General features: G+C 46.0%; 9 protein-coding genes. 2 read left to right on the top strand and 7 right to left on the bottom strand.

Annotated features, from left to right (window positions below; genetic code table 11):
- Positions 1-2: 2 nt before the first annotated feature.
- The gene (locus tag AC5JR3_RS08990; RefSeq protein WP_495845105.1) at positions 3-833 is read left to right on the top strand and encodes a metallophosphoesterase; all 831 of its coding nucleotides are present in this window, start codon (positions 3-5) and stop codon (positions 831-833) included.
- 76 nt (positions 834-909) lie between these two features.
- Here AC5JR3_RS08990 and nuoB read toward each other — a convergent pair whose 3' ends face one another.
- Complete coding sequence (gene nuoB, locus AC5JR3_RS08985; RefSeq protein WP_495845103.1) at positions 910-1,656, bottom strand: NADH-quinone oxidoreductase subunit NuoB; 747 nt, start codon at positions 1,654-1,656, stop codon at positions 910-912.
- Positions 1,657-2,210: 554 nt separating this feature from the next.
- Here nuoB and AC5JR3_RS08980 point away from each other — a divergent pair.
- Positions 2,211-2,780, top strand: coding sequence for a type 1 glutamine amidotransferase domain-containing protein (locus AC5JR3_RS08980; protein WP_495845101.1), 570 nt, complete (start codon positions 2,211-2,213; stop codon positions 2,778-2,780).
- A 343-nt stretch (positions 2,781-3,123) separates the two neighbouring features.
- On the opposite strand, the gene AC5JR3_RS08975 is transcribed toward AC5JR3_RS08980, so the two are convergent.
- The 6 genes from AC5JR3_RS08975 to AC5JR3_RS08950 all read right to left on the bottom strand — a co-directional run bounded on the left by AC5JR3_RS08975 (position 3,124) and on the right by AC5JR3_RS08950 (position 12,272).
- Entirely contained in the window at positions 3,124-3,606 is a 483-nt protein-coding gene (locus AC5JR3_RS08975; RefSeq protein WP_495845099.1) for a flavin reductase family protein, read from the bottom strand.
- Between the two features lie 209 nt (positions 3,607-3,815).
- Positions 3,816-4,628, bottom strand: coding sequence for a precorrin-4 C(11)-methyltransferase (gene cobM, locus AC5JR3_RS08970; RefSeq protein WP_495845096.1), 813 nt, complete (start codon positions 4,626-4,628; stop codon positions 3,816-3,818).
- Between the two features lie 338 nt (positions 4,629-4,966).
- Positions 4,967-5,854, bottom strand: a complete 888-nt coding sequence (gene lgt, locus AC5JR3_RS08965) for a prolipoprotein diacylglyceryl transferase (protein ID WP_495845094.1) — start codon at positions 5,852-5,854, stop codon at positions 4,967-4,969.
- Positions 5,855-5,935: 81 nt separating this feature from the next.
- A complete protein-coding gene (locus AC5JR3_RS08960; protein WP_495845092.1) occupies positions 5,936-7,678 on the bottom strand; it encodes a putative bifunctional diguanylate cyclase/phosphodiesterase in 1,743 nt (580 codons plus the stop codon).
- A 370-nt stretch (positions 7,679-8,048) separates the two neighbouring features.
- A complete protein-coding gene (locus tag AC5JR3_RS08955; RefSeq protein ID WP_495845090.1) occupies positions 8,049-8,768 on the bottom strand; it encodes a response regulator transcription factor in 720 nt (239 codons plus the stop codon).
- An 18-nt stretch (positions 8,769-8,786) separates the two neighbouring features.
- Positions 8,787-12,272, bottom strand: a complete 3,486-nt coding sequence (locus tag AC5JR3_RS08950) for a PAS domain S-box protein (RefSeq protein ID WP_495845088.1) — start codon at positions 12,270-12,272, stop codon at positions 8,787-8,789.
- Between the last annotated feature and the right edge of the window lie 1,028 nt (positions 12,273-13,300).

Here is a 13,300-nt window from a genome sequence, read left to right as displayed (position 1 = left end):
AAATGCGTATATTGTCAGAACCCTTAAGTATTGAGCACTTAGAGATCGCGATCGCTGATTTACCCAAAACCTTAGAAGGAACAAAACTAGTACACCTTACAGATTTTCACTACGACGGCTTACTGCTAACGGAAGAGCTGCTAGCGGAGGCGATTGATGCCAGTAATCAAGCCGAACCCGATTTAGTGGTGCTGACTGGCGACTTTGTTACCCACAACCCTAAGCCCATTCATAAACTGGCACAGCGGCTCAAGGATTTGAAAAGTCGTGCAGGTGTCTTTGCAGTTTTAGGAAATCATGACCTTCATTACCCCTATTCAAAAAACGAAATCACTACTGCCCTCACTGATGCGGGAATTCAAGTGCTCTGGAATCAGATTGCCTATCCTCTAGGGCCGGAGTTAGCATTAGTCGGACTCCCTGATTTCTGGTCGCCTGAGTTCAATCCGGCTCCCGTCATGGGGCAGTTAGACCCCAATCTTCCCTGCCTTGTCTTATCTCACAATCCCGATAGCGCTGAGCGATTGCAACCCTGGCGGGTTGATTTGCAGCTTTCCGGTCATACCCACGGGGGGCAAATTGTGATTCCGGGGAGAGGCTCTGTACCCAGTTGGATTCACGCCTCGCGGGAGAAAATTCCCAAATTCCTCTGGCCCTGGATTCCCTTTTTAGAGGCAAAATGGCCGAAAGTGGTTCGCCATTGGGAATGGGGACAGGGACTGCATCAGGTCGGAAGCAATTATTTGTATGTCAATCGCGGTTTAGGTACGTTTCCCCCAGGACGTTGGTATTGTCCTCCAGAAGTCACGGCGATCGCTTTAGTTAGCCGCTAGAACATCGGTTCAATAAAGTAAAGTAGGGGCATTGTGTCTTGCCCCTACCCATGATAGCGATGGAAAAGCATCAAACTTAAACCTTCTCGCCAAGATTAACGGCTTCTTTTTCCGCAGATTGGAGAGTACCAGGAAGTGGCATTCCCGCTGCATCCATTAATTCTTTGGGCGGTTGCTGACGAGAAGGTGAATTGATGTATATACCCGTATGACCTGATGTAGTTGGTTTCATATTATGGGTGGTGCTGTAGAAGCGATGAGTTTGCTCAATTTTTCCCCGCTCCTGAATTGATTCATTGGCAATTTTTTTACGCAGCTTAATAATGGCATCTATGATCGCTTCTGGGCGAGGAGGACAGCCGGGAATGTAAACATCGATGGGCAAAATTTTATCAGCCCCTCGAATAGCTGTATAAGAGTCAGCGCTGAACATGCCTCCCGTGATCATGCAGGCTCCCATCGCAATAACGTACTTTGGGCTAGGCATCTGTTCGTAAAGGCGAAGCGTCGGTTGAGCCATTTTCATGTTCAAAGTGCCTGCCAAGATGATTAAGTCGGCTTGGCGTGGGCTAGAACGAGGAATCAAGCCAAATCGGTCAAAGTCAAAGCGCGAACCAATCAGAGCGGCAAATTCAATAAAGCAGCAAGCGGTGCCGTACAGTAGGGGCCACAAGCTAGAGAGTCGTGCCCAATTGTAGAGATCGTCTACTGTGGTCAAGATGACGCTTTCGGAGAGCTGTTGAGTGATCTGAGATTGCTGCGCCGGATTCAATATCTGTTGCGGATCAAATTGTTGATTTTGAGCAATTGATTCTGAATTCATTAGTAGGTTCTTGCTTAATTTGCTAATTTTGATTGATACAACTTACCTCCTATGGCTTAACTCCTCTTCTTACTTGAGGAAGGGATTGTTGTAACGTGCTTTGTAATTGTGAATACACTCGATTTGACAGCAGCCTGCTTTCACTCTGGGAGTAGCTGAAATAACAGGCGATCGCTTCCACAAAACCAATGCAAGAATGCAGTTAATTAGATATATTTACAATCTCAATTTTTATAAGAATATCTATTTTAAGAGCGACGAATGAGTAGGATATGTAAATAATTAAAGATTTTCATTCAGGGTTAAATCCTTCAAAATAGAGCTTAATTCCTGAATATAAGCCAATTTGAGATTTTACACTGAACACACCTGACTTAATTCTCGCCTACTTACTGAGTTCACTTAGGGGATTGGCGAACATTGCACATCTAGATTTCTAGCTCCTAATATGCAAAACCAGTCCAATCGATAGAGGTAGGCACCTGACAAAATAAATACCATAAGAATTAGCATTTATTTAAATGTAAACGTAATAACTTAAGGAGATTATAAGTATGGCTCAAGAACTCAATGGTAAAAAAGTCGCCATCTTAGTAGCAAGCGGTTTTGAACAGGTCGAGATGACCAAACCCAGGCAGGCACTTAACGATGCTAATGCTCAAACTCACCTGATTTCGCCCGAAAGCGACAAAGTGCAGGGATGGAATCACTACGACAAGGGGGATGAATTTCCCGTTGACGTAGAGCTAGATCAGGCGAGTCCTGATGACTACGATGCCCTCCTCTTACCAGGTGGCACCGTGAACCCGGATCAACTGCGTATCAACAAAAAGGCAGTGCAGTTCGTTAAATCATTCTTTGAGGCGGGTAAGCCCGTCGCAGCTATCTGTCACGGTCTGTGGACACTGGTGGAAGCAGATGTGGTCAAGGGGCGTACGGTTACATCTTGGCCTTCCCTCTCTACTGACTTGAGAAACGCTGGAGCAAACTGGGTTGACCAGGAAGTGGTTGTAGATAGCGGTTTGGTTACCAGCCGCAACCCGAATGACCTTCCTGCTTTTAACAGCAAGATGATTGAAGAATTTGCTGAGGGCAAACATGCAGAGCAACGTAAGTCTGCGTAAGCAATTTTGAAAATCTCCTCATAATCCCGTGACGGGGCTTTTTCTAACACTTCTAGAAGTAAGCCAATCCCGGTAGTTGAGGAGCCAGATTTGGTTGATACTAGACCTCTTGCAAAAATGTACCAGACCCCTCCCCAACCCTCCCCTTACTAAGGGGAGGGGGCAAGATTTCAAGTCTTTCCCCTTACTAAGGGGGGATTAAGGGGGGTCTATTCGACTTATGCAAGAGGTTTACTCTCCGGCAGAAATGCGCGGAGAGTGTCAATACTAATAGCTAATTGCGCCCTTAAAGACAATTAGCCATTAACAATTAGCAGCAATTAGCATAAATTCCTATACTTCTCTATCCACCGTACTGCCAGCCAGTATCTTCAAGTAAAATCTGTTCGCCCTCTCGGTGGACACCAGAGCCGATCACTTCCCCAACAAAGACACTGTGGTCGCCTTCTGCGATTTCCCCAACCACTTTGCACTCAATGTAGCCCAGAGAATCAGCAATAATCGGGCATCCCGTTGCTTCTCCGGCATAAAACTCCACATCCTCAAAGCGATTACCAACCCGCTTTAGCGGCTGGAAGAACCTCTGAGCGAGGTCTTTTTGTCCTTTGTCCAAGAAGCTAACAGCAAAGAATCCACTGTTTTTGATCATCTCGTAGGACTTGTTGGACGTGTTAACGCAGTTGACAACGAGTGGCGGCTTAAATGAAGCCTGCATCAACCAGCTAATGGTAAAGCCGTTGACTTCCTCGCCGTCTTTTACGCCACAGATGTAGATTCCATGAGGAATTTTCCGGAGCATTGTCTTTTTTGCTTGTTCGTCTAGCAAGGGTTTTTCTACCTCCCAATCGCTTACACCGCATCAGTTTACCAATCTGTCTGAGCCAGCGGAATTCCCCCTATGAAGGATTAGGCGTTTGGAGTAGGTGAGGGTAGGCTGATGAGGGTTTTGGTTGAAAACGGTTTTTAAGGCGTTGCAGCATTCCTTTGGGCTGGACGTTGTCTTTAAAGTGATTTGATAGAGCGATCGCACTCTTGTTAAGGACGAGTGGGACGAAACAGGTGAGAATGTTCGGGATGGTAGAGGCGAGAACGGGCTTTGCCTGCGGCTTTTAGAGCTGGGCTAATAATGTAAAGTGTTGTCCGCTCTAGGTTTTCGGCTTTTGTTAGGCTTGCCATCTGTTCCAGAGGAACTACCCACATTTTTTCGTCTGACCAACCAACGCGGAAGCAAACGGCAACTGGGGTATCTGCGGGGTAGTGTTGCATCAGCTTCGCTTGTGCCTCTTCGACATGACGAGCGGCGAGGTAAAGACAAAGACTAGCTTGATGAGCCGAGAGGGATGCCAGTTCTTCCGCTTCCGGTACGGCGGAAGCGCGACCGCTGATGCGGGTGAGGATGATGGTTTGCACCAACCCCGGCACAGTTAACTCCACACCCAGCTTGGCGGCGGCGGCTTGGAAGGCACTGATACCGGGAATCACTTCAAAGGGAATCTCTGCTTCTGCCAGGACTTGCATTTGCTCGTGGATGGCGCTGTAGAGGCTGAGGTCGCCGGAGTGGAGACGGACGACTGATTTATGCGATCGCACGCGCTCGATCATGAGCGGCAAAATCTCCTCTAGGGTTTTACTCCCCGTTCGCACCAATTCCGCTTCCGCACGTACCCCCTGCAAAATTTGCTTGGGAACTAAGGAATCAGCAAAAACAATCACATCCGCACTTTGAAGAACTTTTTGCGCCTTAACCGTCAATAACTCCGGGTCGCCTGGCCCCGCGCCCACAATATAAACGGCAGGTGACAGGGGAGGAAGGGCTTGAACCTGGGAGGGATCGATGAAAATAGACATTATTTACAATCTGGTTTTGCCGAAAAATTTTGTGACTGCTCAAATCCTTCCGGATTAGGCTCGCTTACTTGGGGAATAAAGAAGTGGTAGATGCACCCTGGTTTAGCTCTGGAGTTTAGGCTCTAGAGCTTTTTTTTTGCTGCGTTGTTTGGTTTCAGTTGAGATTAGTCCTGAGTCGGTGAGTGGGGAGCAGGGGAGCAGGGGAGCGGGGGAGCAGGGGAGCGGGGGAGCAGAGGAGCAGGGGAGCAGGGGAGAGAAAAATTGACAACGATTAGCCATTATTCCAATCGCCTATTTCATACTTCACCCTTCATACTTCATACTTCATACTTCATACTTCATCCCTCCTCCCGCTGCTCCCTACCCGGATGAACAACATCTGGTAAGGGACGCTTGAGAATATAAAGCCACGTTAAGCCGAGTAAACCGATGGCGATCGCGCCCAAACTAACTAGTTGAGCGATCCGCAAAGGGCCCAGCATTAAACTATCAGTACGCAATCCCTCAATCCAAACGCGACCTGCACTGTAACCCACCAAATAAACCAAAGCCAGCGTTCCCACCTTCAGGCGCGACTTTCCTTGCACATCGCGGAAAAACAGCGTCATCAGGATGCCAAACACCAGCAAATTCCACAGAGATTCATACAAGAACGTGGGGTGATAATACTCCACATTCAAAAATCCAGGGGGACGGCGTCCAGGGGGAATATAGAGTTTCCAGGGCAAATTGGTAGGACTTCCAAAGGCTTCAGAATTAAAGAAGTTTCCCCAACGCCCGATCGCCTGTCCCAAAATCAGGGACGGTACAACCAAGTCAGCTAATTGCCAAAAGGAAACTTTCTGAATTCGGGCAAAAATCAGCGCCGCTGCAATGCCACCTAAGATAGCACCATGAATGGCAATACCCCCCTTCCAAATGGCGATGATGTCCTCAGGACGTTGGGAGTAATCTTGCCACTCAAACAGGACATAGTAAAGCCGTGCGGCGGGAATTGCCGCCAGTACCAGCCAAATTGCTAAGTCGGCTACTATGTCAGGATTGACACCACGGCGTTTTGCCAGATATTGGGAAAGACTGACGCCGATTAATACCGCTGAAGCAATTAACAAACCATACCAGCGGATGGCGACCGGGCCAAATTCAACGATAATGGGCCCTGGAGAAGTAAATTCAAATGCCAGGGGAAAAATGGGCATTCCCAGCAACATAGAAAGATGTGTCATACCAGCAACAGAGGCAGAAAAATTCTCACCCCTTACATTTCGCTACACGATTGATTGTATGTTGCCTTTGGGAATTAGGAGCTACTTTCTCTGTTGCAGTTGTTGACCCGCCTTCAGCAACCTTGTCAATTCTGCCGCTGGTTTGGGCGGGCTAAACAGATAGCCTTGTATCGCATCACACTGATGCTGATAGAGAAACTCCAGTTCTGACTCCGTCTCTACCCCTTCAGCTAGCACCTTCAAGTTGAGACGGTGTGCCATCTCAATAATGGCAGTTGTAATGGCTATATTGCCTGGGTTGTTAGTGATATTACGAACAAAAGATTGATCGATTTTTAAGGTGTGAAAGGAGAACTTTTGTAGGTAACTCAAAGAAGAATAGCCAATTCCAAAATCATCAATCGCAATTTGAATACCCACAGCATTTAATTCATTGAGGGTTTTGTTAGCTGCTTCCACATCTGCGATGAGAATACTTTCTGTAAGTTCCAAGTTTAACAAGCTTGGTTCAAGACCTGTTTCTATTAAAACTCGGACTATTTTTTTAGTTAGATCAGGCTGGCTAAACTGACGAGCAGACAGATTTACTGCAACTTGTAGTGGCACAGAATGAGCCGCTTGCCAAGCTTTCGCTTGAGCGCAGGCTGTCTGCAATACCCATTCTCCTAGGGGAATGATTAAACCCGTTTCTTCTGCTAAGGGAATAAATTCTGCTGGAGAAATCAAGCCTCGTTCTGGGTGCTGCCAACGCACGAGAGCTTCTGTGCTGAAAATTTGTCCCGTTTTGAGGTCTACTTGGGGCTGGTAAAAAAGAAGAAATTCTTCCCGTTCTAGCGCATGGTACAAGTCAGCTGCTAGGGTAAAACGGTTATCAAAATCAGCGGTCATTTCTGTCGTGTAGAATTCATAACCGTTCCCCTCTCCTTGCTTGGTGTGCCTCATTGCTACCTCAGCTTGACTAATTAAGTTGTCTAGGTTGCTGAAGGCGGCTAGAGAGAAGGCAATGCCAATGCTGCTGGTGATGAAGACTTCGCGATCGCTTAAAAGCAAGGGTTGAGATAAAACATCTAAAATTGTTTGAGCGACATTGGCGGCGTCTTGTTTACAAGAAATTGGCTTGAGAAGGATAGCGAATTGAGCCATGTCTAATCGAGCCACCGTATCGATGTCATCTTCAACAGGTTTGATTTGGTTGACTAACCGTTGAGAAACTGCTTTAAGTAATACCTCAGTGTCTGTATGCCCTAAGCTACTAGTCAATGAGATGAATTGATCTAAGCTAATCAGCAGAACAGCAACCTGTTGTTTTTGGGAATCTGCTTGAGTTTTTACCTGATTAAATCGCTCCCGCAGTAGTCGTTGATTGGGTAAGTTTGTCAAACTGTCGTAATAGGTTAGATGCTCTAACTTAGCTCCCAAGTTCTTAATTTGGTTGGTGTAATGCAGGACAACCGCCGCTTTTTTTTCTAGACGAGTCGCGATCGCCCGACGCAGTTCAGCCAGGGTAAAGGGTTTAGTTAAATAATCGTCTGCTCCCAATGTCATCCCTTGGCGCAAGTCTGAGTTCTCTGCTTTGGCGGTCAAAAAAATCAAGGGAATAGTAGCAGTGATTGCATCTTGACGCAGTTCTTTTAGTACACCATAACCATCCAACTCCGGCATCATCACATCACAAATGATTAGATCCGGGACTTGTGCTTTAGCCAAGGTGACGCCAATGCGACCGTTTGGGGCAACAATAGTTTCAAAATCCTCAAGCTCCAAGATTTCTTGAATATTATCTCGAACTTCTGCCTCGTCCTCGATCACTAAAATCTTTGTCATTAGATTAAACTTTTTGTAAATCTTGTAAAAGATTGGATAAATCCTTAATAATCTTCATTCTTACCCCCGACCATAAAAAAAATCTATCAGCAGAAATCAGGAAAACTTCTTAAAAGTTACCGCATAAAATAAATACGCTTGTCTTTACTGATACCACCTTGTAATTTTCTAGGACTGCTCACCGGGCTACCCTGTCTTTCCAGTATGCAAACCTATAATAATTTGCGGCTACACAGATAAAAATTAAGTTTTAAATAAGTAGGCGAGAATAAATTTAAACATTGTGCTGTAACGGAAGATGTTTCAAATTAGTTTGTATTGCGGGCAAAAACATTGAATGCGAACCTTTAAGTATTTGCTTTGTCCTAATTTAATTACCCTTTTTCCTCTGTTTATCTTCACTAAGCAGCTTAAACTGATAAAGAACCTTTGCCTTTTCGGGACTGAGAAGTTCCTGTAGATTAGAGACTTCATTTAATAAAGCAATTTCACGAGCACATTCGTTTTGCAAAATATTGATATAGCGATCGCGCTCGGCGGGTGAGGTAGAATTTTTTAGCAGATAAATTGCCATATTGATATTAGAGACAGGATCGCGCAAGTCCTGAGAAAGCTTTTTTAGTAAATTTTCTTTGATATGAGCTATTTTCTGGCTTTCTTGTATTTTTCGCTGCAACTTCTCAACTCGATGCCGCTCCTGAGAATAGTGCTGCATCACATTAGTTTGTTTTTCTAGTCGAGCGGCGATCGCTCTGAGTAGTTCAGATGGCGTAAAGGGTTTAGTTAAATAATCATCAGCGCCCAGTTCCATACCCTGTCGCAACTCAGAGCGGTCAGCTTTTGCCGTCAAGAAAATCAAAGGGATACTGTTAGTAGTAGCATTTTGGCGGAGTGCTGCCAAAAGTCCATAGCCATCTAGTCGAGGCATCATAACATCGCAGATAATTAAATCGGGAATTTCTGCTTTCGCTAACTGTAAACCCAGGAAACCATCGGCGGCGGTAATGGTAGCAAAGTCTTCTAGCTCCAAAATTTCCTGAATGTTCTCTCGGACTAAAGCGTCATCTTCAATTACTAAAATTTTTACCATCTGTTTATCAACTGTTGTTTACTTTGTGGGAATAGTTACCGCGAAGGTTGTGCCGACTCCAACTTCACTGGTAACTGTAATTTGCCCCCCGTGAACCTCCACGCACTTTTTCACGATCGATAACCCTAATCCGGTACCAGGGACGTTGCCAACATTTTGACCTCGGTGGAATGATTCAAACAGTCTAGTTTGATCTTCCGAGGAAATACCGATACCCTCATCCCTAACTTGGAAAACTGCCGCTCCATCTTCACTGGTCAGTTGGAAATAAATAGTGCTATCAAGGGGTGAATACTTGATGGCATTCGAGAGCAAATTGGTGAGAATTTGCCGCAGTAACTTTTTATCAACCCAGGCTTTTAGGTGGTTGTCTACAGGCTTCAAGGTGCTTGCACCGTAGGTCTGCAATATCATCCGCGGATTGTCAGTGCTGCTTTGCAGCTCTTCCACCAAATCGCGGCAGAATAGGACTAAATCCAGGGGTGTCCGGTTAAACTCTAATTTTCCCGCTTCGGCTCGATTAATCACCAACACATCCTCCAACAACTGAGTCATGTGTCTGACAGATACCTGAATGCGCTGTAGGTGCTTCCGCTTTTTCTGCTCGTCTAGCTTGTGGCTGTAATCTTCCAAAACCCCAGCCGATGAGGAAATGATTGACAAAGGAGTGCGGAACTCATGGGAAGTCATGGAAACAAAGCGAGATTTCAGGTCGCCAAGCTCTTTTTCTCTCATCAAAGCCTTACGAATCTCCTGCTCTACCTGTTTGCGTTTAGTGATATCTCGACTGATACCTCGATAACCCTGCAAAATTCCTTGAGAATCAAATACAGGTGAGCCACTTGTTTCCAGGATAACCCGATGACCATCTTTGTGAATTAGGGTTTTTTCAAGATTTATAAATGGCTTCTGCTGGGAAGTATAAAGCTGGAGAATGGCTGAAAACTCATTTGCCTCATCCACCGCCATAAAGTCAAACGTCGTTTTGCCAATTAGCTCTTCCGGCTTGTAGCCGATAATCTCGCGCACTCTGGGATTGACATAGGTAAAGATTGTGTTGCTATCAATTTCCCATACCCAGTCGTTGGTTTGTTCGACTAAATTACGAAACTTTTCCTCGCTTTGCCGTAGGGCTTCCTCTGCTTGATTGCGCTGAGTCATGTCATTTAAGGTGCCAGAGCTACCCACGAGGGTACCGTCGGCATCTAACATTAGCCGCACAAATACTTCCATCCAACGAAAGCCGCCGTCTTTAGTCAAATAGCGGATTTCCTGGCAGCAGAACTCTTGTTGACGCTTGATTAGGGGTCGGAATAGTTCCCCATTGCGTTGGCGATCGCCTGGATGGATGTAGTTTAAAGCATGCTTGTTGAGGCTTTCCTCGATGGAAAATCCGGTAATCTCTGTCCAAGCAGGATTGAGAAATGTCCATGCACCCGTTACATCGGTTTGAAAAATCACCTCTTTAACGGTATCAACAACGGAGCGATATTTTTGTTCGCTCTCGCGCAGTGCTGCTTCGGCAAAGAAGCGTTCCTGTACCAGGGAAATCGCCACAGCCACCGCTTGCAGGAGAGCGACTTGTGACTTCTCCCAAAAACGGGCTTCTACACAGTTATCAAAGCCAATGAACCCAAAAAATTCATCGTTGACCGTTAAGGGCAAAATCAGAATAGAAAGGATACCCTGCGGCTCTAGGATGACGCGCTCTGACTCTGGGAAATCTGCCACGATGCCGTTAACAATTTCATGGCGCGCTAAGGCTTGCGCCCATCGCGGAAAGAAGTTGTCATAGGAGAGATTTTGCAGGGTGGGGTTATCAATCTCCGGTTTAATTCCCTCGCCACACCACTCCGCTTTTTGACTCATAAAGCAGCGATTAGCTTCATCGGTGTGGTTTTCAAAGACATAAATGCGGCTAGCACAGGAGACTGGCGCTAAGGTTTCTAGGATGCCCTGATAGCGATCGCCTTGTCCATCCCAAGCTAACAACTGACGTTGAACTTCAACTAACGCGGCTAGATGCTGTTCGCGCTGAAAGATTAGCTCCTGTGCTTGCCGGCGATCGCTAATGTCTTTCATAAAGCAGTGATGCCCAATGAATTGCCGTTGCCAGTCGTAGGCAGAAATCATCACCAATTGCTTATAAAACAGCGAGCCGTCTTTACGAACACCTCTGGCTTCCGCTTCCACCTTGCCACATTGGAGCATTTGTTGGTAGGCGGCGACCATTTTTTCCAAATCTTCAGGAACTATAGTGCGCTGCCAATCCATACCGATCATTTCTTCCGGCTGATAACCTACAGTATTGGCGTAGGCTCTGTTGACAGCGATATAGCGTCCTTGGGTGTCCAGCCGCGAGATGCCCTCTACGGCATTTTCTAGGGCGGCTCCTAACTCGCGGAGTTCTGCCTCTGCCTGCTTGGTGAGAGTGATGTCAAATTTTACCCCGATCATGCGGATGGCTCTGTTCGTGGCGTCGTAAAAGACCTTGCCTTTGCTGGCTATCCAACGAATCTCGCCGCTAGGCAAGACAATCCGAAATTCATTACTGTAGGGTGTCCTCTGTGCAATAGCACGCTGTTTCTCTTGTAAAACGCGATCGCGTTCTTCCGGGTGAATCAAGTCAAGGAAGCGGTCGTGGGTACTCGTGAAGGCTTCTGTTTCCAGTCCCAGTAGCTGTTCAAGGCTAGGAGACAAAACTACTTCATTAGTCAGCAGATTCCAGTCCCAGATCCCCATACAGGCAGCTTCTAGGGCGATACGCAGTCGCTTTTCACTTTCCCGCAACGCCTCTTCTGCCCACTGACGTTCCTGGCGGATAGCCTCGCTAATGGCAATCTCAGCCTGTAGTTGCTGATTGGTTTGTTTCAGTGTGGCGGTGCGTTCCTCGACTCGCCTTTCTAGCTCAGTCTTGGCGATTTGCAGTTCTTCCAGCGTCGCCTCTAATTGCTGATTCGTTACCAGGAGTTCGGCAGCGCATTGCTCTAAATCGGCATCAGCGTGTAGTGTCTCCTCTGTAAGTGGGTGAGGCTCGCCTCCTAGGGCGTCTGTTACTTTTTGATCTCTAAGGGGGGCTTGTGCTACCCTCCCCTCAGCCTGCGCTTGCCGCAGCCATCGGCAGAGCGTTGTCGGCGTCGCTAAACCAAGCACCTGCTCCCCATCGTCCACAATCGGCAGGTAGTGAATTTGATGGCGATCGCATAAATCTAAGACGGTAAAAGCATTAGAACATTGCGATCGCTTCAACGTTACGGGGTTTTGTACCATCACCTCGCCAATTTTGACGCCCTCCAAACTCCGCCCTGTCGCAACAAGCCGGATAACCTCTTGCTCCGTCAGGAGTCCCACTAGCTGCAACTGCTCCATCACCAAAACACAACCCTCTCCCCCTTGGCTCATGAGGGAGATTGCTTCTATTAAGGACGTATCAGGAGCGACGGCGAGCGGATCGGGAGCGATCGCCTGCTTCCAATTCAAGGAGTGGAGAGAGTCTAGAAGCATGATTGGTTGGTGTCGTAACTTTTAAAACAAACAGTGGGTTATCACAACGGGTAGGAAAAGCGCGATCGCGCTCTTCAATTTCAAGCATCCTTCTACTCAACGAGACACCCTTATTATTCCCGTTATTTCCCCAAATATTATTAAATTAACTAATTCCCAAACCCGTTACTACAATAACTCTGCTTAACTTATAACCCCTGAGGATGTTTCCGTAAATTCGTGGATCTAATCTCAGTGAAATTACTGTAAGTAGGCTTGAGTTGAAGCAAACGGATTTAGGGTGAGGGCGAAAGACTTTTGTCAGTCAATCAGGGGGATCGGACAATGTGTTGCATCCTGGTAAGAGATGGATATACACCGAACCCTTACAAGGAGAGGGGTTTGACCCCCAGTGAATTCATCAACAACATCTTTAAAGCTCAGTAAATAAAAACACTTTTTGAGAACAGTTGTGAATCCTTCAGAAATACTACTTAAATCTTTTTACGCATTTCTACATTGGATTAGTTGGTTTGCAAGTGTTACTTTTTATAAAAGTTGACCTAAATTTGAGCAGCAGTATCCCGTGAACTTCTGCCTATTGATCGGTGAATTAGTCATTTTTATACTAGTAATTATACTTAGTACTTTATAATGTAATTTTTGATACATTTTAATATTGAATACTTCTCCTAATACCAATTTGCGTTCGCCAGGTAAAAAACGATTGGATAGAAAGATGAAAGATAGGGAGAACAAGAAAGGATTATGTTTGGCTACAATTTGGATATATCCACCCTAAAGCATCCGAAAGAAACTTATTATCTCTTGCTTCTTTCTCTGCGTTCTGGTGTGCTTTTGTAGTTCTTTTATCAACATCGTAAACGTAATAAACCTGCTACAAAATCTCAAGACAATTACTAAAATAGAGAACTTAAACCGTTCCAGTTAGCAACCTTGACAACACCAAAATCGGCAAAAAACTAGCAACCTCCAGATAGAAAATTGCGCTGTAATCTTTTCCCTCCACTACCAATAAACCAAAAAAG

The organism is Kastovskya adunca, assembly GCF_059505785.1.
This window is presented reverse-complemented; position numbering and strand designations above follow the sequence as displayed.